This window comes from Pseudomonas sp. ZS1P83 (assembly GCF_054897825.1).
Genome location: NZ_CM142706.1, coordinates 2,944,219 through 2,967,234 on the forward strand (window position 1 = coordinate 2,944,219; position 23,016 = coordinate 2,967,234).

At 59.5% G+C, this 23,016-nt stretch carries 19 protein-coding genes and 3 pseudogenes; 9 read left to right on the forward strand and 13 right to left on the reverse strand.

Translation table 11 applies throughout. The features are described from left to right. The first annotated feature begins 8 nt into the window (after positions 1-8). The gene (locus ACYZT0_RS13995; protein ID WP_462046339.1) at positions 9-1,589 is read left to right on the forward strand and encodes an aldehyde dehydrogenase (NADP(+)); all 1,581 of its coding nucleotides are present in this window, start codon (positions 9-11) and stop codon (positions 1,587-1,589) included. A gap of 34 nt (positions 1,590-1,623) precedes the next feature. Here ACYZT0_RS13995 and ACYZT0_RS14000 read toward each other — a convergent pair whose 3' ends face one another. Then, entirely contained in the window at positions 1,624-2,631 is a 1,008-nt protein-coding gene (locus ACYZT0_RS14000) for an Ldh family oxidoreductase (protein ID WP_462046340.1), read from the reverse strand. 102 nt (positions 2,632-2,733) lie between these two features. Here ACYZT0_RS14000 and ACYZT0_RS14005 point away from each other — a divergent pair. Then, positions 2,734-2,847 (forward strand): annotated as a pseudogene (locus ACYZT0_RS14005) (peroxiredoxin); the annotation flags it as partial. Then, positions 2,845-3,077: pseudogene (locus ACYZT0_RS14010) on the forward strand (MarR family winged helix-turn-helix transcriptional regulator); the annotation flags it as partial. The pseudogenes ACYZT0_RS14005 and ACYZT0_RS14010, both read left to right, overlap by 3 nt. Positions 3,078-3,113: 36 nt before the next feature. On the opposite strand, the gene ptrR reads toward ACYZT0_RS14010, so the two are convergent. Next, complete coding sequence (gene ptrR, locus ACYZT0_RS14015; RefSeq protein WP_462046341.1) at positions 3,114-3,998, reverse strand: putrescine utilization regulator PtrR; 885 nt, start codon at positions 3,996-3,998, stop codon at positions 3,114-3,116. 100 nt (positions 3,999-4,098) lie between these two features. Between ptrR and ACYZT0_RS14020 the strand changes: the two genes are divergently transcribed. Then, the gene (locus ACYZT0_RS14020) at positions 4,099-5,490 is read left to right on the forward strand and encodes an aldehyde dehydrogenase family protein (protein ID WP_462046342.1); all 1,392 of its coding nucleotides are present in this window, start codon (positions 4,099-4,101) and stop codon (positions 5,488-5,490) included. Between the two features lie 121 nt (positions 5,491-5,611). After that, positions 5,612-5,923 (forward strand): annotated as a pseudogene (locus tag ACYZT0_RS14025) (glutathione S-transferase family protein); the annotation flags it as partial. An 18-nt stretch (positions 5,924-5,941) separates the two neighbouring features. Here ACYZT0_RS14025 and ACYZT0_RS14030 read toward each other — a convergent pair. After that, positions 5,942-6,886: an aldo/keto reductase gene (locus tag ACYZT0_RS14030; RefSeq protein WP_462046343.1), complete on the reverse strand. Its 945-nt coding sequence runs from the start codon at positions 6,884-6,886 to the stop codon at positions 5,942-5,944. 73 nt (positions 6,887-6,959) lie between these two features. On the opposite strand from ACYZT0_RS14030, the gene ACYZT0_RS14035 reads away from it, so the two are divergent. Both ACYZT0_RS14035 and ACYZT0_RS14040 read left to right on the forward strand, forming a co-directional pair. Then, positions 6,960-7,748 (forward strand): alpha/beta hydrolase, encoded by a 789-nt coding sequence (locus tag ACYZT0_RS14035; protein WP_462046344.1) that lies wholly within the window; start codon positions 6,960-6,962, stop codon positions 7,746-7,748. A gap of 693 nt (positions 7,749-8,441) precedes the next feature. Next, complete coding sequence (locus ACYZT0_RS14040; RefSeq protein ID WP_462046345.1) at positions 8,442-8,756, forward strand: c-type cytochrome; 315 nt, start codon at positions 8,442-8,444, stop codon at positions 8,754-8,756. A 70-nt stretch (positions 8,757-8,826) separates the two neighbouring features. Here ACYZT0_RS14040 and ACYZT0_RS14045 read toward each other — a convergent pair whose 3' ends face one another. The 7 genes from ACYZT0_RS14045 to ACYZT0_RS14075 all read right to left on the reverse strand — a co-directional run bounded on the left by ACYZT0_RS14045 (position 8,827) and on the right by ACYZT0_RS14075 (position 18,322). After that, positions 8,827-9,339: a nitrous oxide reductase accessory protein NosL gene (locus ACYZT0_RS14045; protein ID WP_462046346.1), complete on the reverse strand. Its 513-nt coding sequence runs from the start codon at positions 9,337-9,339 to the stop codon at positions 8,827-8,829. 24 nt (positions 9,340-9,363) lie between these two features. Beyond that, a complete protein-coding gene (locus tag ACYZT0_RS14050; protein WP_462046347.1) occupies positions 9,364-10,194 on the reverse strand; it encodes an ABC transporter permease in 831 nt (276 codons plus the stop codon). Then, a complete protein-coding gene (locus ACYZT0_RS14055; RefSeq protein WP_462046348.1) occupies positions 10,191-11,114 on the reverse strand; it encodes an ABC transporter ATP-binding protein in 924 nt (307 codons plus the stop codon). The genes ACYZT0_RS14050 and ACYZT0_RS14055 overlap by 4 nt, the downstream gene beginning before the upstream one ends. After that, positions 11,111-12,364 (reverse strand): nitrous oxide reductase family maturation protein NosD, encoded by a 1,254-nt coding sequence (locus tag ACYZT0_RS14060; RefSeq protein WP_462046569.1) that lies wholly within the window; start codon positions 12,362-12,364, stop codon positions 11,111-11,113. The genes ACYZT0_RS14055 and ACYZT0_RS14060 overlap by 4 nt, the downstream gene beginning before the upstream one ends. An 84-nt stretch (positions 12,365-12,448) precedes the next feature. After that, complete coding sequence (gene nosZ, locus ACYZT0_RS14065; protein ID WP_462046349.1) at positions 12,449-14,368, reverse strand: TAT-dependent nitrous-oxide reductase; 1,920 nt, start codon at positions 14,366-14,368, stop codon at positions 12,449-12,451. A 60-nt stretch (positions 14,369-14,428) separates the two neighbouring features. Then, complete coding sequence (gene nosR, locus ACYZT0_RS14070) at positions 14,429-16,546, reverse strand: transcriptional regulator NosR (protein ID WP_462046570.1); 2,118 nt, start codon at positions 16,544-16,546, stop codon at positions 14,429-14,431. 444 nt (positions 16,547-16,990) lie between these two features. Beyond that, positions 16,991-18,322, reverse strand: coding sequence for an aminotransferase-like domain-containing protein (locus ACYZT0_RS14075; protein ID WP_462046571.1), 1,332 nt, complete (start codon positions 18,320-18,322; stop codon positions 16,991-16,993). An 83-nt stretch (positions 18,323-18,405) separates the two neighbouring features. On the opposite strand from ACYZT0_RS14075, the gene ACYZT0_RS14080 reads away from it, so the two are divergent. Then, entirely contained in the window at positions 18,406-19,296 is an 891-nt protein-coding gene (locus tag ACYZT0_RS14080; RefSeq protein ID WP_462046350.1) for a DMT family transporter, read from the forward strand. A 78-nt stretch (positions 19,297-19,374) separates the two neighbouring features. Continuing rightward, on the forward strand, positions 19,375-19,902 hold the full coding sequence (locus tag ACYZT0_RS14085) for a CAP domain-containing protein (RefSeq protein ID WP_462046572.1): 528 nt from the start codon (positions 19,375-19,377) through the stop codon (positions 19,900-19,902). A gap of 16 nt (positions 19,903-19,918) precedes the next feature. Here the strand turns inward: ACYZT0_RS14085 and ACYZT0_RS14090 are convergent, their stop codons facing one another. From ACYZT0_RS14090 to ACYZT0_RS14100, 3 genes are all read right to left on the reverse strand, one after another. After that, the gene (locus tag ACYZT0_RS14090) at positions 19,919-20,548 is read right to left on the reverse strand and encodes a Vgb family protein (RefSeq protein ID WP_462046351.1); all 630 of its coding nucleotides are present in this window, start codon (positions 20,546-20,548) and stop codon (positions 19,919-19,921) included. 35 nt (positions 20,549-20,583) lie between these two features. Beyond that, complete coding sequence (locus ACYZT0_RS14095; RefSeq protein WP_462046352.1) at positions 20,584-21,804, reverse strand: helix-turn-helix domain-containing protein; 1,221 nt, start codon at positions 21,802-21,804, stop codon at positions 20,584-20,586. A 130-nt stretch (positions 21,805-21,934) separates the two neighbouring features. After that, the gene (locus ACYZT0_RS14100; protein ID WP_462046353.1) at positions 21,935-22,852 is read right to left on the reverse strand and encodes a LysR substrate-binding domain-containing protein; all 918 of its coding nucleotides are present in this window, start codon (positions 22,850-22,852) and stop codon (positions 21,935-21,937) included. Between the last annotated feature and the right edge of the window lie 164 nt (positions 22,853-23,016).

A 23,016-nucleotide genomic window follows, 5' to 3' on the forward strand; every position in this document is an offset into this window, starting at 1 on the left:
AGTTTTTCATGCCCCACATCATCGGCCACCACTACATCGGCGGTGCGCGCAGCGCTGCCGGCAACATCACCGTGCAAAGCCATGACGCCAGCACCGGTGAAGCGCTGCCCTATTCATTCATGCAAGCCACCGTTGAAGAAGTCGACGCCGCCGCTCAGGCCGCCGCGGCAGCCTACTCGGCCTTCCGCAACTTGCCGGCGAGCCGCCGCGCGGAATTTCTCGAGGCCATCGCCGCGCAACTGGATGCGCTGGACGATGAGTTTGTTGCCCTGGTTACCCGCGAGACGGCGCTGCCGACCGGGCGCATTCAGGGTGAGCGCGGTCGCACCAGTGGTCAGATGCGCCTGTTCGCCCAAGTCCTGCGCCGTGGCGATTTCTACGGTGCGCGCATCGACCGGGCCATGCCCGAGCGTCAGCCGCTGCCACGGGTCGATCTGCGTCAGTACCGGATCGGTGTCGGCCCAGTCGCGGTGTTTGGCGCGAGCAATTTCCCGCTGGCGTTCTCCACCGCCGGAGGCGACACCGCAGCCGCCCTGGCCGCCGGTTGCCCGGTGGTGTTCAAGGCCCACAGCGGGCATATGGTGACTGCCGAGCTGGTGGCCGATGCGATCCTTCGCGCCGCCGAGCACACCGGCATGCCCAAAGGCGTGTTCAACATGATCTACGGCGCGGGGGTCGGTGAAGCACTGGTCAAGCATCCGGCGATCCAGGCGGTGGGTTTTACCGGCTCGCTCAAGGGCGGTCGCGCCCTCTGCGACATGGCCGCTGCACGGCCACAACCGATTCCGGTATTCGCCGAAATGAGCAGCATCAATCCGGTGCTGGTGTTGCCCGAAGCACTGCGGCTACGGGGCGAGAAAATCGCCCGCGAACTTGCCGCGTCAGTGGTGCTTGGCTGCGGCCAGTTCTGCACCAACCCGGGATTGGTGATCGGTATTCGCTCCCCCGAGTTCAGCGCATTTATTGAAACGCTTAGCGCGGTAATGGTCGAACAGCCGGGGCAAACCATGCTCAACGCCGGCACGTTAACCAGCTACGCCAAGGGCGTACAGGCCTTGCACGTGCATCCGCAAATCACCCATCTGGCCGGCCGCGAACAACAGAGTAAACAAGCCCAGCCGCAGCTGTTCAAAGCCGACGTCAGCCTGCTGCTCAACGGCGACCCGCTGCTGCAGGAAGAAGTCTTCGGGCCGACCACGGTGCTGGTGGAAGTGGCCGACAAGGCTGAACTGCAACGGGCATTGCAGCGCTTGCACGGTCAACTCACGGCCACCCTCATTGCCGAAGCCGGTGACCTGAAAACCCATGGCGAGCTGCTCTCGCTGCTCGAACAGAAAGTCGGCCGGGTACTGTTCAACGGCTACCCGACGGGCGTCGAAGTCTGCGATGCGATGGTGCATGGCGGGCCCTACCCCGCCACCTCCGATGCCCGTGGCACCTCGGTCGGCAGCCTGGCCATCGAGCGTTTCCTGCGCCCGGTGTGCTACCAGAATTGCCCGGATGCGCTCTTGCCCGAGGCGTTGAAAAACGCCAATCCGCTGGGCATCACCCGTCTGGTCGACGGCAACAGCCATTGCCAACCGCTGTAAAGTTAAACGGGCGCCACTGGCGCCCGTTTTCCCTTCAATCCAGCAGTGCCTTCAAGTCGTTGTACAAGGCTTCGGGAATCTGCACGCCGTCCACCAGACTGCGTGCTCGCGCCTCGTAACGCCGTTGCGACGGCAAGCGTGCGCCCTGCCCTTGTATGCTCTGGAACATCACTTCGGCGCGGGCCAGGTGCTGCTCGGTGGCCTCGCCAAGAAAGCGCCGCGGATCGAGGGCGATGATCAGCTCGCCGTGGTACGGCGATGACTTGCTGCCGGCGTCATAGGCAAGTGATTCGGCACTGGTCAAATCACCGATCAACGGCCCTGCGATCAACTCCACCATGGCGGCCAGCGCCGAGCCCTTGTGCCCGCCGAACGTCAGCATCGCGCCCGCATCGAGCACCACGTTCGCATCGGTGCTCGGCTGCCCGTCAGCATCCACGCCCCAACCCTCGGGAATCGCTTGGCCGGCACGTCGATGCAATTCGATATCGCCACGGGCAATCGCGCTGGTGGCGAAGTCGAACACAAAGGGATCCGTGCCCGAACGCGGCCAGCCGAAGGCGATGGGATTGGTCCCGAACACCGGCTGACTCCCACCTGCCGGCGCGACCCAGGCATGACTGGGATTACAGGCCAGCGCCACCAAACCGGCAGCGGTCAGCTGTTCAATCTCGACCCACAGTGCGGAAAAATGCACGCAGCGATTGATCGCTAACGCCGCAATCCCGTTTGCCCGGGATTTCTCCTCCAGCAATGGCAGACCCGCCTGGAACGCCAACTGGGAGAAACCACCCGCCGCATCGACCCGCACGATCGAAGGTGCCTGGTCGATCACCCGCGGCTCGGCATTGGCCACCACCTTGCCGGCCTGGAGCGAATTCACGCACCCCAATACCCGATACAGACCGTGGGAAGCGCAGCCATCGCGCTCGCCAGCAATCACCGTGGCGGCCACCGCCTGAGCGTGGGCAAGGTTAAAACCGTTGTGCAGCAAGATCGATTCGGCCAGCTCGCGAGCTTCGGCCAGGGACAGTCGGATCATCATCAGCTCCTTGGACAGATCGTCCAGACTGGCCCATCCCAGACGCCACGGCTTGATCGCTTTAGGCGCGGTCTACGACGAATTCGGCATATCTCGGCAACGCCGGGCTTGGGGCAAGACGTCGCGACGGAGCTGGCGCACGCCGCAGACCAAATCTGCCCGTACTCGAAGGCGACGCGAGGCAATATCGACGTGCAAATCAAGGCCCTGACGGCGTTCGGCAAGGCTTACAAGCCGATACTCGAGCAGCTTGGGCTGACCTATACGCAATACATCACCATCGTCGCGCTAGGGGAGGAAGACAATCAGACCGTCGGCAGCCTGGGTGAAAGCTGTTTCTCGAATCGAACACGCTGACCCCGATCCTGAAGAAGCTGGAAGCCGTGGCTTTTTGCAAAGGCGATCGTGAAGCTGCGCAACAATCTCATCAAGTCGACGAAAGCCTTGGATTGAGCCGGCAAGCCGATCTGGACATTCGCACGCTAGCGCAACGCTTCATCTCTCACCACCCCGCGTTCTTCAAGCAAGCGCACAAACATGGTCAGACTTTGTGACACCGTCCCCCGGCGCCACACCAGCCATGTGTGCAAATAGCGGAACGATTCCGACAATGGCCAGACGCTCACCGTGGTGCATCCGGGCATGCTGTCGAGCATGCTGCGGGGCATCAGCGCCAGGCCTGCACCGGCACTGACGCACGCCAGCATGCCGTGATAGGACTCCATTTCGAAAATCTTGCCGGGCACCGCCGCGTCCTTGGCGAACCAGCTTTCGAAGTGGTGCCGGTAGGAGCAATTGGAGCGGAAGGCATAGATGTTTTCACCGTTAACATCCCGCGCGCGATGGATGGGGGAATGGTTGAGCGGTGCGATCACCACCATTTCTTCCTCAAACGCCGGCACGCCTTCCAGTGCCGGGTGCAGAACCGGTCCATCGACAAAAGCTGCCGCCAATCGGCCAGACAACACCCCGTCGATCATGGTCCCCGAGGGGCCGGTGGACAGATCCAGCTCGACTTTGGCGTGCTTCTGGTTATAGGCGGCCAGCAGCTCAGGGATACGCACCGCAGCGGTGCTCTCCAGTGATCCCAGGGGAAACGATCCCTGCGGTTCTTCGCCCGCCACGGTGGCGCGGGCCTCCTGGACCAGGTCGAGGATGCGCCGGGCATAGTCCAGGAAACTCCAGCCGGCCGGCGACAGGCGCAGACGGCTCTTCTCGCGGATAAACAGGTCCACGCCCAGATCCAGCTCCAGCTGCTTGATCCGCGTCGTCAGGTTCGAAGGCACCCGGTGGATGTGCTGAGCGGCCGCGCTGATGCTGCCGTGCTCGGCGACGGCTTTGAAAATTTCGAGCTGAACCAGATCCAAGTCATTCTCCAAACGTGAACGATATGCTCAGTATTATTCAGTTTCCAGAAAACAAACACCACCGTAACCTGAGCGCATCCCCACCTCGCAGGACGGTGCCATGACCCAAGTTTCCAGCCTCACCCATGCCATTTCGATCAACCCCGCCACCGGCGAGCTGATTGGCCACTACCCTTTCCAATCCACATCGGCACTGGACACCGCCCTTGCCCGCGCCGCTGCCGGGTTCCGCGTCTGGCGCAGTCAACCCGTTGACCAACGCTCGCAGCTGTTGATCGCCCTGGCTCAGGCATTGCGCGACAACGCCGCAGCAATGGCGAACATGATCACCCTGGAGATGGGCAAGCCGATCACTCAGGCGCGCGGCGAAATCGAAAAATGTGCGCAGCTCTGCGAATGGTATGCCGAGCACGGTCCGGCGATGCTGAGCGCTGAACCGACGCTGGTTGAAGGGGGCAACGCGCGCATTGAATATCGCCCGCTCGGTCCGATACTCGCCGTCATGCCGTGGAACTTTCCGATCTGGCAGGTCCTGCGCGGCGCCGTTCCAGCGCTGATCGCCGGCAACACTTACGTGCTCAAACATGCGCCGAACGTGATGGGCAGCGCTTATCTGCTGCAGGAGGCCTTCAAACGCGCCGACTTTCCCGAAGGTGTTTTCGAGGTCATCAATGTCACGCCGGACGGCGTCTCCACCGCGATCGCCGATCCACGCATCGCTGCGGTGACCCTCACCGGTAGCGTGCGAGCTGGCATGGCCATCGGCGCTCAAGCCGGTGCGGCGCTGAAGAAATGTGTACTGGAACTGGGCGGTTCCGATCCCTTCATTGTGCTCAACGATGCCGACCTCGACGAAGCGGTCAAAGCCGCCGTGATTGGCCGTTACCAAAACACCGGGCAAGTCTGCGCGGCCGCCAAACGCCTGATTGTCGAGCAAGGCGTTGTCGAGGAGTTCACGCGCAAGTTCGTCGACGCCACGCGCAAACTGGTGGTCGGTGATCCACTGGCCACCGACACCTACATCGGCCCCATGGCCCGCTTTGATTTGCGTGATGAACTGGATCAACAGGTGCGGGACACCCTGGAAGAAGGCGCGACGCTGTTAATGGGCGGGAAGAAGGCTGAAGGCCCCGGCAACTTTTACGAGCCCACGGTCTTCGGTGATGTCACCGACCAGATGACTTCGTTCAAACAGGAACTGTTTGGCCCGGTGGCGTCGATCATCACGGCGCGAGATGCAGCGCATGCACTGGAACTGGCGAATGACAGTGAATTCGGCCTCGCCTCAACCATTTACACACGCAACGTCGAGCTTGCCCAACAGATGGCCGGTGAACTGGAAACCGGTGGCGTGTTCATCAATGGTTATTGCGCATCCGATCCGCGAGTCACCTTCGGCGGCGTGAAGAAAAGCGGTTTTGGCCGTGAGCTGTCGCATTTCGGTGTGCGCGAATTCTGCAATGCCCAGACGGTGTGGCTGGATCGGCGCTGATCGCATCCAAGCTGCCTGGGAGCCTTGGGCTCCCAGGCGCTCGCGCTCTATTCGTTCAAGTAATACAGCTTGTTAGTAATCGCGTTCCGAACCAATCCGCAGCGGCGACTATGCTGATGAAGGCCATCCACTCGTTCCCAACGATTGGGACACCGCGCTGGAGGTTCGTCTGTGGGACCGTGTCTGCGACCACTATCTGCAGGGGCCGCTCCAACAGATTGTCTTTGATCGTATGCGCGCTGCTAACGGCGATTTGACACGCACGCTTGAGCCGTTCCCCAACGACTACGGTCACTTGAAAGCCTATTTCGACAGACTGATGAACAGACCGTCCGTCCAACGGGTCATCGACGAAGCCAGGCCCTGGTTTTCGTTTTATCCGTTTGCCGAGGCCATCCCGAAGTGCTTCCTTCTGGCGCCGGATAACACCTGACGGCTGTTGCAAACGCGCCTACCCCACCACGTCAATCAACTGCTCGCGTTGCGCCCCCGTCAGCATCGGGCCGAACCCGGCACGCGCATTTTGCGCCATGTAACGCGGGTTGCCGGTGCCGGGGATGACGCAGGTCACCGCCGAATGCGTCAGCAGGAACTTGAGCGCCAGTTGCGGCCAGCTGTTGACGCCCACTTGCGCGGCCCATCCCGGTAGCGGCTTGCCCTTCAAGCGGGCGAGCAAATCACCGCCGCCGAATGGCCGATTGCAGATCACCGCCACGCCCCTCTCACGACACAGCGGCAGGATGCGTTTCTCGACGCCGCGATCGTCCAGGGCATAGTTGATCTGTAAAAAGTCCAACGGCTCGGCCTTGAGCAACGCTTCCACCTCGTCATACGCCGACGCCGTGTAATGGGTGATGCCGATGTAGCGGATGCGCCCTTCTTCCTTCCATTGGCGCAAGGTCGGCAAATGGGTTTTCCAGTCCAGCAGGTTGTGAATCTGCATCAGGTCGATACGGTCGGTCTGCAACAGCTTGAAGGACTGTTCCATCTGCGCGATGCCCTCTTCGCGGCCACGGGTCCACACCTTGGTGGCCAGAAAGGCCGGCGAGCGCGGCTCATGAATCGACAGCAGTTCCCCGGTCGTCTGTTCGGCGCGACCGTACATGGGTGAACTGTCGATCACCGTCCCGCCCTTCTCGAACAACGCACTGAGAACGGCTGGCAGTTGCTTGTAGGCGGGGCTTGAAGACTCGACATCAAAGCCGCGATACGTGCCCAGTCCGACGATCGGCAATGGTTCGGCACTGGATGGAATGGCCCGGGTCAGCATGTTCTTGCCTCCTGTTTCCGTCGACGGCGTGGATGCTGCAAAGGCCGGATCGAAGGTGAAAACCGCCGAAACTCCGGCAGCCAGCCTGAGTATTTTTCGACGCGTGTACCCATCAGTGTGGCTCATGGAATTGTCCGCTATCGGTCTACTACACTCTGACAGCGATCAAGCGATAGCCGTCTTCCGGCCAGAGCCGTCAATGCCGCCCACTAAAGTTAGCCGAATGTCACGAACACTGGTGTCCCTCGTCGTCATCATTGCCGTTTTATATCTGGCGCTCAGCGCTGCGCTGTTCATCTTCCAGCGCGCCCTCATCTACTACCCGCAACCCCGCGCTGTCGGCACATCGGCCACGTTACTCACGCTGTCAGTCGACGACGCGCAGGTGCTGGTATCCGTCAGACCGCATGAGGGGCCCAAAGCGTTGCTCTATTTCGGTGGAAATGCCGAGGACGTCTCCCGGAGCCTGCCTTCGTTTTCCGAAGCCTTTGCCGATCACGCCCTCTACTTGCTTCACTACAGAGGCTACGGTGGCAGTTCCGGATCGCCCTCCGAGGAGATGATTTCGCGCGACGCCATGACCTTATTTGACCAGGTCTACGCCACCCATCCACACATTACGGTGATCGGTCGCAGCCTGGGCTCGGGTGTCGCCGTGCGCCTCGCCAGCCAACGCCCGGCGGCGCGTCTGGTGCTGATCACGCCCTACAACAGCCTTGAAGAACTCGCCGCCCGGCAGTTCCCCATTTTCCCGGTGAAGTGGTTGCTCAAGGACACCTTTGAATCCTGGAAGTACGCCGCCCACATCACGGTGCCGACGCTCTTGATCGCCGCTGAGCACGACGAAGTGATACCACGCTCCAGCACAGAGCGGCTCTTCACGCATTTCGCCAACGGGGTGGCGTCGCTGAAGGTCATACCCGACACGGGGCACAACTCAATATCCGAGAGCCCCGAGTATCTCAAGGTCTTGGGTGATGGTTTGTAAGTGGCTGCGCGGCTGTTCCCAAGCCGCGAAGTGGCCGCACTTGTCGGCCTGGTGGAAGTAGATCAGGTTGCTATAGGCGCGCCGTGCCCATGTTTCTGGCGGGCAGTAGACATCCTCTGGAAACACGGTGACGGCCACCGGCAGCGAAATCTCGGACTGGACATTTCAATATAGACGTCGTTGGTTATCCTCATACGTCGGCAAGCAAGCATTGGGATGTACGAGCTGATTTTTGGCCCCATCTAACACCCGGATTAAAATCAACTAATTAGTTCTCAAATGGCTAAATTAAAAACCACCAACACTACGATTTAAATCATTAAATTCAGCCCGCTATATTATTAATATCTGATCAATTCAGACAGTATTCCAGCCCGAAAAGCGACCGATTACGTTAGCGACAGGTTCCCTGAATGCGACCCAATCAACAACGAGCCAATAACTTTTACGCTCGATCATTAGCATCGCGCCTCCCAATGCGTGCTAATAAAGTGAACGTTTGCTGAAAATCAATCCTCCAACAAAAGCAGCACCTGTTTTTCAACAAAACCGATGACCGACTAATAATAATCAACTGTGCAGTGATGAATTTGCCTGAACGACAAATTCAAACTTCATAATATTCAACACGATGCCTGTTGGGTAAACCGGGGCAGGTCATTCGAATCTGCTTCTTTGTCTGAGGAGTTACTGATGAAAAGTATTCTTGTTCCACTGCTGGCCTTGGGTGCCGCGCTGACGCTGCAGTCAGCTCAAGCCGTTGATGGCGAGGCGCTCTTCAAGAGCAAACCCTGCGTTGGCTGCCATATGATCGACGCCAAAATGGTCGGTCCAGGCTACAAAGAAGTGGCGGCCAAATATGCCGGCCAGGCTGACGCATCGGCAACCCTGGTCAAGAGCATCAAAGAAGGCAGTACAGGCAAATGGGGGCCGATAGCAATGCCGGCCAACCAGGTGACCGACGAAGAAGCGAAGATCTTGGCCGACTGGATCCTGACGCTGAAGTAAAGTTGCCCGAGTAAAAATCACCCAAACCGCAGAAGCGAGCCCGCTCTCTTCTGCGAAACGGGCCACTCGGCTACATCGTCGGGGTTTGCTGTAAAAGCGTCAGATCGATTTCCTCAAAACGCAGCACCCTGCCGCCCTGCTCGCTGGCCAGTTTGCGTGCGGTGGCCTCCTCGGAAAATGACGCCAGAACAACACCCATGGAACCTTTAAGCCGAGTGCCGACGACATAGTAGGCTTTGGTTGCGTCAATCAGATAATGGTCGTCGGGTTTCTCCCAGGCACTTTTCCCCATGTCGTGCACATACAATTTCGCATCCGTGTGGTGATTCTCCGGTTGAAGCCACCACCCGAGCATTTCCGCGGTGGAGCAGAACTTCTTGACCGTGCCTTTTTCCACGACCTGACCTTTGGGGCCCGGAAAGTCGGCGATGATCATCCCGCAGACATGACATTCGTCACTTTGATGGAAGGCCACGGGCCCAAGGGTTTGCTTTTCCTCTGCGCGATCGTTGCACGCCGCCAATCCAAAACAGGTAATGATGACGACCAGGACGCGGGCCCCGGCCAGGTACAGAGTGTTCATATCAATTGTCCCGAGCGTAAAAAATCAAGTCAGCCGGCGGCGAAACATCCAATAAGCCAACAGCAGCGAAACCCCTACCCAGAGCAGCAAACAGAGCCATAGCAATGAAGCCGGCACCGGTAAATCGCTGCTCAATGCCATAAGGCCGACGGCATTACCGCTGCCTTCGAAACCGGAGAGGTTGATCAAGCGATAAATGTCGGTCGGGTTGAGCAGCAGCAACCACGGCAATAGATCCGGGTTGAACGTGCCTTTACTGAGCACAAGCAACGCCAGCAGCGCGAGGTCGAATACCAGCACGAAGAGAAACCACACGCCCAAGGCCATCCCGGCTGCGCTGGATTTTTCGCTGGCCTTGCTGCTCAGCACGTAGGCCAGGGCCAGGAATACCCAGCCCAGCAGCGTGGAAGACACCATGAAGCGGCCGAACGCCCAGAGCAGCATTCCCACATCGACATCATCGACCAGCAAGGCAATGGCCACGGCGGCACAGCCAAACCCGATCAGTGTGGCCAGGGCCAGGATCAGACCGTGACCGACAAACTTGCCCAGCAGGATTTGTCCACGGCCCAACGGATAGGTCAGCAATAGCATCAGCGTGCCGCCCTCGTCCTCGCCAACGATGGCATCGTAGGCCAGCAGCAGCGCAATCAGCGGCATCAGGAACGTCGCCAGGCTGGCCAGGCTGGCGATGGTTGCCGGGATGGAAGTGAAACCCACTTGCCCGGACGCCGCCGCGCCGAGCCAGGCGATACCCACCGCCAGAATGGCGAACAACAGACTGATTGCCAGCAGCCAGCGATTGCGCAGCCCGTCACTGAATTCCTTACCGGCGATATTCCAGATCTGCATCATGGATGAGTACCTTCTGTGCCGGTGTTCGCACGACTCATGTAATAGCCGTAGAGGTCTTCGAGGGACGGTTGCAGTATCTCGATATCCTGCGGTTGATCCTCGTGGAACAACTGGCGTAGCAGATCAACTTTGTGGCCATTGACAGCCATCACCTCGACCCCGTTGCCGCCCATGGCCGTGGCGGTGTGCCCGGCGGCATTCCAGCGCTGCAACCACTGCTCGCGTCGGCAAAGACCACTGGCCCGGATCCGCGCCGGCAAGTCGGCGTCTTCACGCAGTCTGGACAGACTCCCGATCGCCTGTAAGCAGCCATTCGCCAGGATTGCCGCACGGTTGATATGCGCTTCGACTCCTGCCAGCACATGGGAGCAAAGGATGATGCTCGCGCCCTGTTGGCGCAGACGGTCGATCAACAGGTAAAGATCCTGGGTAGCGATCGGGTCCAGCCCGACAGTGGGTTCGTCCAACAGCAGCAGACGCGGCTGGCCGAGCACCGCCTGAGCCAGGCCCAACCGCTGGCGCATGCCCTTGGAATAGGTTTTCACCCGTCGGTCTGCGGCCCCCGTAAGCCCGACCTGGTCGAGCAATTCGTCCACTTGCGTCAGTGCGGCTCCCTTGAGGCGGGCGAAATACCGAAGGGTTTCGCGGCCACTGAGTTGCGGGTAGAACGTCACGTTTTCCGGCAGGTAACCGAGTTGGCGACGCACGTCGGCTTGTGCGGGTCGGCAACCGAGTACGCGCACCTGACCAGCGCTGGCATTGAGCAAGCCAAGGATCAGTTTCATCACCGTGGTCTTGCCCGCACCATTGTGGCCAAACAGTCCCAACACCTCGCCTTCTCCCAGACTCAGTGTCAGATCGTGCAACACGGTCATGCTTGCGTAACGCTGGCTTACCCCTTCGATCTCGACGGCGTTCATAAGGTCGGCCGCTGTGTCTGAGGCATCGTCGGAAGGTTCATCAACGGGTAACTGTCTTTGACCCCCGGCGATTTCGTCACGGGGAAACTGCTCTGAACCCAACGCAGTAATTGAATGCTCGGGCTATTCATCAACAGACGGACCTGTGGGTACAGCCACAGCAGACGGTCGACGTTGTCGTTGGGTTCGTAGATCACGTCGCCCACCGCATCGTTATTGCGATCCCAGCCCAGGTAATCGCTCCAGTAATTGCCCCGCCCCTCGGCTGACCACTCCTGTAAGCGGGTGGCGACGTATTTGACTTGCTGCTGATTGTCGACGAAGGCGTTGTCGGCGATCCGGTTGTCTTCGGAGCCAGCGGTAAGGTGAATACCCACGGCGCTGCGCTCGAAGTGATTGTGCTCAATGACATTGAACAGCGAGTTGTAGATGAACAGCGCCTTACCCTCGGCACCGCTGACCATACCGCCATCGGCGGAACCGCTGCGCACGTCGCTGACAAAGTTGTCGCGCAGCTCGGAATAGGTGATGTAGTTCATCAGGATGCCATAGCTCTCGTCCTGCTCGGAACGGTTGCCAATCACCGTCAGCTTGCGGCTCTGCATCAAGGCATAGCCGGTGCGTGTACGGCGGGTGGTGTTGCCGAGCAACTGGTTGTCGTTGGCGTACATGTAATGCACGCCATAGCGCAGGTCTTCCAGGGTATTGCCCTGCAGCAAGTTGCCGTTCGACGTGTCGATGTAGATCCCGTCGCGGGTCTGCCGCACATGATTACCGATCACCCGGGCGCCGTGCACGGCATACAGATGAATCCCATTGCCGCGATCCTGGGAGCGAATGCGCGGGTCGCCTTCGATGTCGTTGTCAATCAGGCTGACGTCGTGGGTGCTGTCCACCCAGATGCCGAAGCCTGGTCCTTTCATGTGGTTGTTGCGTATCACCGCACCCTGGGCTTTGGGACCGATGAAAATCGCTGCGTTCATGGCCGTCATGTCACGCCCCCAGTCGAGCAATGTGCAGCCCTCGATCCGCACGTCGGGGGCGCTGATGAACAGAGCGTTGCCCTGCCCCTGCGCATTGATGACCGCACCTTTCTCGCAATCGATCTGCATCGGCTGATCGACACTGAACTGCCCTTGGTACTCTCCGGCCGGCAGCTTCCAGTGGTGATCGCCATCGGGTTGCAGGGGCAGCTCGGTGATAGGCCGTGGCGACGCCTGGGCAACTGCCGATAGAAACACCAATACCAAAAGTGCCGTGCCGTGTAGTGAGTCATTTGCCAGGGGTCTGAACACTGCGATCACCTTTTTCGCGGCCCTGATACGCCCAGCCGCTCAAGCCTTCTCGACGAGCATTCGGCCGACCATTTCCATGTGCAACGCATGACAGAACCAGCTGCAGTAATACCAGTGCAACCCCGGCTTGTCGGCGACAAAGGTGATCGAGGACGTCTGCTGCGGGCTGATTTCCATGCTCACGCCGTGGTTAGTCATAACGAACCCGTGGCTCACGTCCTCCACCTTATCGATGTTGGTGATGGTCACGGTGACCTCATCACCCTGCTTGACAGTGAACTCCGTGACACCATAGACCGGGGCCATTGAGGTCATGTAGACGCGCACTTTCTTGCCGTCGTGGATGACCTTGTTGTCGGTTTCCAGCTTGATCCCGTCTTTCGCGGCGATCGCCACGGTCTCGGCGAAAAACGGATCGTCGCGGTCCCAGATCTTTTTGGTCCGAATCTGGTCACGACGGGCCATGACGCAATCGTGAGGTTCGGCGAAGGCCGGGCCGTCGTGCACCAGTTTCATCTCGTCGCCGGAAATATCGATCAGCTGATCGTTTTCCGGGTGCAGCGGACCGGTCGACAGGAAACGGTCCTTGGAAAACTTGCTGAGCACCACCAGCCACTGGCCGTCAGCCTCACTGGTTTCGGTCAATGATGCATGGTTGTGGCCCGGCTGGTACTGCACGTCGAGTTTCTGCTTGATGTAGTTGACCTTCTCGCCGGTGTAGGCGCGTACGGCTTCATCGACGTTCCATTTCACCACCTGACTGTCGATGAACAAGGTGGTGTAGGCGTTACCGCGACCATCGTAGGTGGTGTGGAGCGGCCCCAGCCCCAGTTCGGGCTCGCCGACCACCACGTCGCGCGGGTCTTTGAATTTGTCGTCGAACAGGTCATCCAGCTTGGCGGTGGCGATGATCGTGCAGGTGGGCGAGAGTTTGCCGGCGGCGATGAAGTACTTGCCATCGGGCGACATATTGATCCCGTGAGGGTTCTTCGGCACCGGGATATAGCGCGTGAACTCGCTGTCCTTTCCCTCGCTCTTACGACCGTCGACCACCGGCGACTTGGCGTCACCCACCGTGATGAACTTGCCGGCCTTGATCGCCGCTTCGATGCGCTGGATGTTGAACACCACCACCCAGTCGCGCTCATTGCGCATCATGCCGCCCAGGTCATAGGCCCTCTCCGAGTTGTAGCAGGTAGAGGCCGCATACTTTCCGGTGTAATCGGCGTCGGTGTTATCGAGGTTGCCGTCGACGATGACCTGGAAGGCCATCTCCATTTTTTCGGCGTCAATGACGTTAAACATCGTGTAGCTGTTCTTGTCCTGCAGGTCGAAGGTGCTGCCGTCATTGGGGTGCGGAATGACGAACTCGGAATTGGCAAACACATATTGGGTGTGGGGCATTTTCTGCAGACGCAACCCGTGAATGGCCTGCACGTTCGGCACGGTGAGCATCTTGTCGCACTTCATGATGTCCAGACGGATACGCGCAACGCGGCTGTTGGCCTTGTCATTGATGAACAGGTACTTGCCGTCGTACTTGCCGTCGGTCATCGACAAATGCGGGTGGTGGCAGTCGCCATTCTGGAAATGGGCGCTGTCGCCCATGACCCGTTTACTTTCGTTGGTCAGGCCCCACCCGGTGGCGGAATCGACGTTGAACACCGGAACACGCAACAACTCGCGCATCGACGGAATGCCCATGATCCGCACTTCACCCTGATGGCCGCCGCTCCAGAAACCGTAGTACTGATCCAGTTCGCCCGGCCCCACATGAATTTTCGACTGCGCGTCCTTGACCGCCGCGGCCCAGGACTCGCGGCTGAATACCGCGCTACCCAACGCCGTACCACCCGCCAGCGCAACGCCGGTCAGGGCTGAGACACCCAGAAAACCGCGTCGGTTAAGGCCTGCGCCATTCATTGCTTCATGATCGTTTTTCGACTTTTTATCGCTCATGGGTTTTGCTCCATCGGGGGCAGATATGAGTAAGTTCGGTCAATCGATGCTTGTTCCGGGTCAGGGCTCAAACACTTGCACAACCGGAATCAGGTCGGCGCTTTGAGGGAAAGGCGCTGGCTTGTCCCGCGTCTTGCGCTTGTTCTTGAGCACCAGTGGCGGGCACTTGTTTTCGTTGTGGTAGGTCATCTGGCAATCGAGGCAGTAATGGCACTCGTTGGCGTTGATGTGGCCATCCGGGTGGATCGCCTGGATCTCGCATTCCTTGGCGCACAGCTGGCAGGGCGTGCCGCATTCCTTGCGGCGTTTGAGCCAGTCGAACAGACGTAGCTTGCTGGGGATAGCCAGCGCGGCGCCCAACGGGCAGACGTAGCGGCAATAGACTTTGCGCGTGAAGATGTTGATGACCAGCAGCGCCACCGCGTAGGCCACGAACCACCACTGGCGATCGAACTTGAGGGTGATGGCGGTCTTGAACGGTTCCACCTCGGAAAATTGCTCGGCGGTGGTCATCGACTCCAGGGAGATGCCGAATAACACCAGCAAAATGATGTACTTCACGGCCCACAAGCGTTCATGCAACGCGAAGGGCAATTCAAATTGTGGAACCTTGAGTTTGCGCGAGGCTTCGTTGATCAGTTCCTGCATGGCGCCGAAGGGGCATAACCAGCCACAGAACACGCCACGGCCCCAGAGCAGAATGCTGGCGGCGGTAAAGGTCCAGAGGATGAAAACAATCGGGTCCGTCAGAAACAGTTCCCAGCGGAAGTTCTCAAACAGGGCATGGGCGAAGGTCAGGACATTGACCACCGAAATCTGCCCCAGGGCATACCAGCCGATGAACACCACGGTGAAAACCAAATAGACGCGACGCAGCCAGTGCAGGAAGCGCGGGTATTTGGTGAAGGTGTCCTGTAGGAACAAAATCACCATCAACACAGCAAGGGCCGTGCAAAGGATCCCGATCTGAAACGCTTTCTGGTACCAGATATTGACCCACGCCGGTCTGTTGGCAACCTCGATGGCGGCCAGTTCTTCGGCGCTGGGCGGTGGACGCAAAAGGTATTGTTCGGGCAGTTGGTACGACAGCTCGAAGCTACTGAACACGCCGTTGACCGCGCCGGTCTGGCGACGCACCAGCAACTCCATGGACCAGGGCGATCCTGGGTCAAACCGGGCCGGTTCGCGCACGATGAAAATCGACATTTCAGTAAATTCCGGCATGCCCTTGGCAAACACGTCGGAGAGCCGTTGATGGTCCATGTCGCGAAAGCTGATGACGTTGCCGAACTGGCGCAATTGCACTCGATCGAAAATCCCGCCGCGCACATAACCCGAACCTTTATAGGAATACAGGCCACGCCCCAGTACTGCGATGGCCTGCTCGCCGGGTTTGAGATCCTGCATAAGGAAACGGTACTGATTGTCACCCAGCAAATTGCGACCGATGGCTGGCGGGTTCAAATCGGCGGTGTAGAGCTCGATAAAGGTGTCATCAACTTGATCGGCAGCGGCATTGTCGAGACCCGCGGCCTCCGTACCTTTGAAGGCGGCGTCGACCTGACCACGGGTCAAATTCAACCGGCGGATGGCGCCGTTGCCGGTCAGTTGCTCCCAGGTGGCGGGTTCGTAAAAGTCCTGGCGCACGGTGGCGGGCTTCTGTGTTGCGCCGCCCTTGTCCTCAATCAGTTTCAGCGATACGGCCACCTTGTGCGCAGCGCGCATGATGATCTCATTGACCACCATGACGGTTACCGTTGCTCCAGAAATACCGTCGACTGTCACCGCCTCTGGATCACTGGAGTGACCGACGACCACCCTTTGGCCGGCCTTGATCCCTTTATATTTGGCATCGAAGGCATGAAGCTTTTCCACGGGAATGCCAATCAGCAGAATCGGCTCATGGTGTTCCAGTACGTAGGCATCCTGGATGACACCGTGGGTATCGAGGATGACCTGCATGTTAATCGGCTTGCCCGAATAGGCCGGAATATCCACCACGTCCTGACTCTGGAACACATAACCGAGTAGCGTTTTTCCGGTGCTGATGGTGCGAACCTTGAACTCGCCCGTAGGCTCGGAAAGGTTATCGCTGTCAGGAAAGGTTTTTTCTATCCGCTGCTGCTCCAGTCCGCCGTATTCCTTCGCTTGTAATCCAAAGCAGCCACAAAACAACATGACCAACAGAAGTATTTGCCCATATTTGAATGGGTGCGGGACACTGGACTTTGAACACGCAGGAATAATCATGGATTCGCTGAGCGATTGATCTCTACTGGATGACCAGCAGGGAAACATTGACGCTCCGACGCCTCTTCATTGGACTTATTTTTTCAACACTCCTCCTTCGTCACAGACATAGCAAACATATTCCGTCACTCGCCTGCGAAAACTTTCAATATAAGATATCTCAAATAGTTCAATATAAATTTAATAGAGACCAAACAACGCCTTGTGCACAAACAATCACCCATCTACTCGATCCGTATTATTTCTGGCCACTTCAGTAGACTCTACGGCGCGATAATAATCCGCCCTCTTCAACGAACATAGAGATCTAATATATTGCTTACAGCAAACATTAGAGAACGCCTGCAATGGGTCAAAGCGACCCTTTTCAGGCTATGAATAAGCACCAATCACCCACTTAACTTTTTCAAGCGCCTCACGCAGTGCGCCCATCTCCGCTGAGCCTAGCGCCAAGCGAATCGCGTGCGGTACATGAGCAGAAGTAGTAAAAGGCTCAGCGGTTGAAACCGCCACATTTTCACGCATCAGAGCCGCGGCAATCTGGTCGGCCCTTGCATCTTCAGACAAAGGCAGCCAAAGAAAATACGACGACGGGTGACGAACGCACGCAAGCCCCATCAGCACTTCTGTGGCGATGGCTTGCCTGGCCTGCGCATCCCGGCGTTTTTCAGCTTCCAACTGCATGACCGTGCCATCGTCGAGCCACGTGCTCGCGATCGCCGTCAGCACGCCTGGGGTATTCCAGGTGGTCGCCCTGATCGTTCGCTCCAACGCGGGCACTTTTTCGGCGGGGGCTGCGACAAAACCTACGCGCAATCCGGTGGCCACACTTTTGGAGAGCCCTGAAACGTAAACGGTCCTTTCGGGGGCCAGTTGCGCTAACGGGGCCGGCGGGTCCTCAGCAAGGAAGGCATAAGCGGCGTCCTCGATGATGAGCAAGTCATGCCTGCGCGCAATCGTCACCAGCGACTCGCGCTGATCGGCACTCATCACCCATCCCAGCGGATTGTGCAGCGTCGGCATCGTGTACACCGCCCGCACGCGACGACGAAGGCACAGGCTGTCCAGCACCTCCAGATCAGGTCCCTTCTCGGTCACGGGAATGGACACGATTTCAAGGTGCAAGGCTTCGGCCAGCACGATGAAACCTGAATAGGTCAGCGCATCCGCTGCAATCACATCACCGGGTTGCAGCAGCGCCATCATTGTCACAGCCAGTCCATGCTGGGCACCGCTGACCACTAACACTTGCTCGGCATCCACCGTCAGTCCTCGGGCGAGCAAATGGCGCGCCACAGAGGCCCGCTCATGCAGACGCCCGGCGTGTGGCTGGTAGCGCAACAGCGACTCCAGATCACCGCCCGACGCGAGTTGGCGCAGCGCATTTCGCAAGAGTTCCGCCTGCCCTGGCAGCGAGGGGTAGTTGAAGTTGAGGTCGGTCATTCCGACGGCAACGTTTTTCTGGTCGATACCCAAGCCAGGCGGCAACGAAGTCTCCCTCACGAACGTGCCGCGCCCCGTCTCCCCACTGACCAGGCCCATGGCTTCGAGCTCTGCATAGACCCGAGTGGCGGTCACCAGCGCCAGCCCTTCTGTCGCTGCAAGCTGACGATGCGTTGGCAATCGCGTGCCCGGCAACAATCGTCCTGACCGGATGTCAGCCGCAAAAGCATCCACTAATGACTTGTACCGTGAGCGAGGCATGTCGAGATGTATCCATGACAATTTTTTGATTGTAGTGACCGTCGATCATACGATGGATCTCTGCAAATTCAGAGTGCCTGGAAATGGAACGGACCCTGCAAAACCCAACGATGAAGAAAACCGCGAGCGGATGGCTCAACGGGTTTATCGGCGTGCTGATTTTCAGCGGCTCGCTGCCTGCCACTCGGTTGGCCGTGCTGGAATTCGACCCGGTCTTCCTGACGGTTGCCCGAGCGGCGATTGCCGGGGTTCTGGCGCTTTGCATGCTTGTGCTGTTTAAAGAAAAACGTCCTGCCAAGCATCAGCTGCTGCCCTTGGTGATCGTGGCAATGGGCGTTGTAGTTGGGTTCCCGCTGCTGACGGCGCTGGCGCTTCAGTACGTGACGTCGGCGCATTCCATCGTCTTTGTTGGCCTGTTGCCGCTCGCCACAGCGGTGTTCGGCGTGTTGCGTGGAGGGGAGCGTCCCCGGCCAGTGTTCTGGTTCTTCTCGGTCCTGGGAAGCGCGTTAGTCGTGGGGTTTGCGGTCTCTCAAGGCCTGACCGCTTCTCCGACAGGCGACATGCTCATGCTGCTGGCCATCCTCGCCTGCGGGCTGGGTTATGCAGAAGGTGCAACGCTTTCAAGAACACTGGGTGGGTGGCAGGTGATTTCTTGGGCACTGGTGCTGTCGCTGCCCGTCATGGTCCCGATGACCTGGTTCATGGCCCCTGATTCGTTCTCGGGAATTACAACACCCGCGTGGATTAGCCTGGCTTACGTATCGATCTTCAGCATGCTGATCGGTTTCGTCTTCTGGTACCGCGGGCTTGCCCAAGGGGGAATTGCTGCCGTCGGCCAGCTTCAACTTCTGCAGCCGTTTTTTGGATTGGCGCTGGCGGCCACGCTGCTTCACGAGCAGGTCAGCATCGGCATGCTGGGGGTCACCGTCGCGGTAATCCTTTGCGTTGCCGGGGCGCGAAAGTTTTCGAAGTGAGCGAGTGCGACAAATAGGTCTCTTGCGTTCGTGAACCTTGTGTTGACGCGCCAGTCATCGCCGAACCGTGAAATCCACTTGCTCGCTCAGAGCTGTCCATCCAAGCGCCAAGCCCTCCTGTCCATTCGCGTTGCCTCGCTCTGTTTCATTCCTCTGTTTTCCCTGTTCGCCAACCCCGCCCACGCCGGTGCCGAAAGGCAATTGGTGGAAGCCATCAACGACTACCGCGCTCACCCCGATCGCTGCTCGGGGCGCGCGGGTCGCGCATTATCCCCGCTGGCGTTGAAGTCGAACCTGGCCTTGGGCGCAGCGGCGCAAGGTCACAGCAAAGCGATGGCCTACGGCAACTACTTTGCACACCAGGACCCCGACGGTGAGATGCCAGCGGACCGGGCGCGAGCCGCTGGTTTCCGTGGCCGGCAGATCGGCGAGAACATCGCTGCTGGGCAGGGCTCACCCAGCAAGGCAATGTCGGGTTGGCTGGCGAGTCCGGGGCATTGCGCCAACTTGATGAACCCGATGTTTACTCAGATGGGTGCAGCCTATGCAGCAGACGCGCGCAGCGATGAGGGGGTTTATTGGACCATGTTGTTTGGGGCGCCTTGAGTGATTGAGCGGCGCTTTATTTGGGGCGCCGCACCGCCCTCACCTTTCCACTGCCACCGCCGCCGCAGAAAAACTGATCGCCACCGTCCGATTCAAGCCCCGACACCCCGACGCCGGCCGGCAGCTTCACGCTCTCCAGCACCTCGCCGGTCTTCGCATCAACATGGCGTAACTCACTCTCATCCCCTTCCCACGTGCCATGCCAAAGCTGCCCCTCGACCCACGTCACCCCAGTGACGAAGCGGTTGGATTCGATAGTGCGAAGAATCGCGCCGGTCTCGGGATCGATCTGATGAATCTTGCGATCCTGATACTCGCCGACCCACAGCGTCCCTTCCGCCCATGTCAGCCCTGAGTCACTGCCGCCAGGCGCCGGGATAGTCCCAAGTACGCGGCCAGTCTGCGGGTCAATTTTCTGGATGCGATCCTCGGCGATCTGGAACAGGTGCTGGCCGTCGAAGGCGGTGCCGGCATGGGCGGCGACGTCGATTGAGCGCAGTGTCTTGCCACTCGCAGGGTCCAGGGCGTTGAGTGTGTCGCCGGTTGCAAACCAGACGTGCCGGCCGTCCCAAGTGACGCCATGCACCGTGTCGACACCGGCAAAGGGTCCATATTCACGAAGGATTTGAGCTGTTGACTGTTTCATGTTGGTGTCCTCGTTTCGGGTGGGTGGCGTTCATCCTAGTCACCCGGTAGTGGCACCGGGAGTAACAAGGTCGTCGCGAAACCCGGCACCGGCGGGGTCATCCAGCGACGCGCCCGGCCGCGACCGAAGGATTGCACCTTGCCCGCGCAGGCCAGTTCGTCGAGTGCCCGTTGCACCGACCGCTGGCTGATGCCAAGGGCCAGTGCCAGTGCCGAGCTCGACCACGATTCACCGTCGACGAGGAAGGCGAACACCCCCGCGTGCTTCTCTTCGACGGGTTGCGCCAGCACCACAACGTCGGAAGCAACCAGCGACACCAGCGCAAAACCACGTTTAGTTGCGGTGACGCCGGCCCAGGGTTTAAGCGCCGCGCGCAGTCGCCCGACTTCGACTCTCAACCGCGCGCGAAGGGACTCATCGGCGAGCTTCAAACGAAAGGCCCGGGCAATCAGCGTTTCCCTCGACACGTCAGCCGGCCAGGCTTCGGCCAGTGCCCGTGCGAGAGCGAACAAGACCGGGCGTGTGGCGAGGGAAACCGACATGCCGGCACCACGCACGACGTAGCGACACGCGTCCACGACCAGCGACGTTGACCCGAGCAGCGCTTCAACCTCATCCAGCAACAGAGGCCGTTCTTCGCCACGGGCAATCAGCCGCGCGACAGGCGTGTTCAGGGCAAGGACAGCGTATTCCACCTCGGCCGTCAGCGCAGGAATACCGGCATCGCGTGCGGCGTGCTCGGCCCTGGTGAGTGCTGATCGCGCCTTCTGCGTCTCGAGTCGCCGCATCGCGATCCCCGCCACGACCAGTTCGTGGGCGGCGCGCAATGCCGGCGGTAAGGGTGCGGGGTCAAGCTCGGCGAGCAGCACTTCGGCCTCATCGAGATGCCCGATCAGCAGCAAACGCCGAATCTGCAGGTACCGCGCATGAGCGGCGTTCACTCGATCGCCGTGCGCCTCAAGCGTCACCCGCGCCGAGTCGAGTGCCTTCACCGGCCAGCCCAATTCCCGTGAGGCCAACGCGATCTCGGCTTCAGCGACCACACACCGCGCCCGAGCCAAGGCCTCCTTCGAACCGAAGGCCCGCGCTGCTTTCTGCACCAGCGCCTTGGCCCGAACCAGATCGCCGAGTTGCGCCATCGCAATACCGCGCAACGCCAGCGCTGGCGCATCGTCGCGCAACGCGACCCGGTTCAGCGCGCCAAGCGGATCACCCGCTGCCAGCGCCTGTGCTGCGGCTGTGATCAGCGAATCCATATGAATCCCGCCACAGTTGTCACTCCTACCGTCGGATGTCCGCTGTTGAGTCTATCTCACGACGGCATGATGAATATGAGGAAGGCTGCTCCGGGATATCCTGTGCTTGTGCCCTCACAGCCGACACAAATCACTGCCCAGCCGCCCACCCCGGCTGCCGCCTAAATTCTTCGAACAATTCAAAAATAGTCGATTTGACCTTTTGCACCGCGTTGCTCTCGACGACCGTGTCATGCCAGCACAGCGAAAGATCTCGGATAAACAGTCGATGATCGATCCTGGCCAGCTTGAGCCTGTGTTGCTCAAGTTCAACATGGGCGGCTGCCCACGGCAGGATCGTTACACCCAGTTTGGCCAGGACGGCCGAGAACAGCAGGTCAGTGGAGTTGGCCTCAAACTCAACCTCGCAGTGCAGGCCGGCCTCCTGGAAGGCTGACTCAACCCGGCTGCGGATCGTGTTTGGCGCACAGGGCAGCACCAGCGGCATCTTCGCCAACGCTTCAATCGACAGCGGTTCATCCGGTAATGAAAACTCGGGCCACGCCACCAGGTACAGCGTTTCGGTGAACAGCCGCTGCATGGCCATGCCACGGGTTTCGACCGCATCGACATTCACCGCCAGTGCCACCCGCCCCACAGTGATCAGGCGCCCCAGGTCGGCGCTCGGCGCATCGATCAACTCCAGCTTGATGCCCGGATAGCGACTGCGAATCGTGCGCGCAAGCGGAATCGCCAACATGCGCGCGGTACTCGACGGCATGCCGACCGCCACTTTGCCCTGCGGGAATTCGGCGTCCTGACGCAACAGTTCCTGGGTGCCGTCAGCCTGGCGCAGCAGTTCGATGGCATGCCTATACAGCGTCTGCCCCGCCGCCGTGGGCACCACGCCATGCACGCTGCGCTCGAGCAGTTGCATGTCCATATCCAGTTCCAGATTGCGCATTTGCTGGCTGATCGCGGGCTGCGCGATATGCAGCGCTTCGCTGGCGCGAGTGATGTTGCCGCATTCGACCACCTTGATGAAATACCGCAACTGGCGCAGGTCCATGCATCCTCCAAAGCCATATAACTTTCTGATGGAAACAGAGGAATATCATATTTGAAGCTTATGAGATACGACGCCTAGACTCGTCTCACAACAAACGAAGTGCTAACGGCCGCCACCGGCAAGCAGCGCTTCTATAGGCCTGATCAAGGTCAATGGGAGATCTC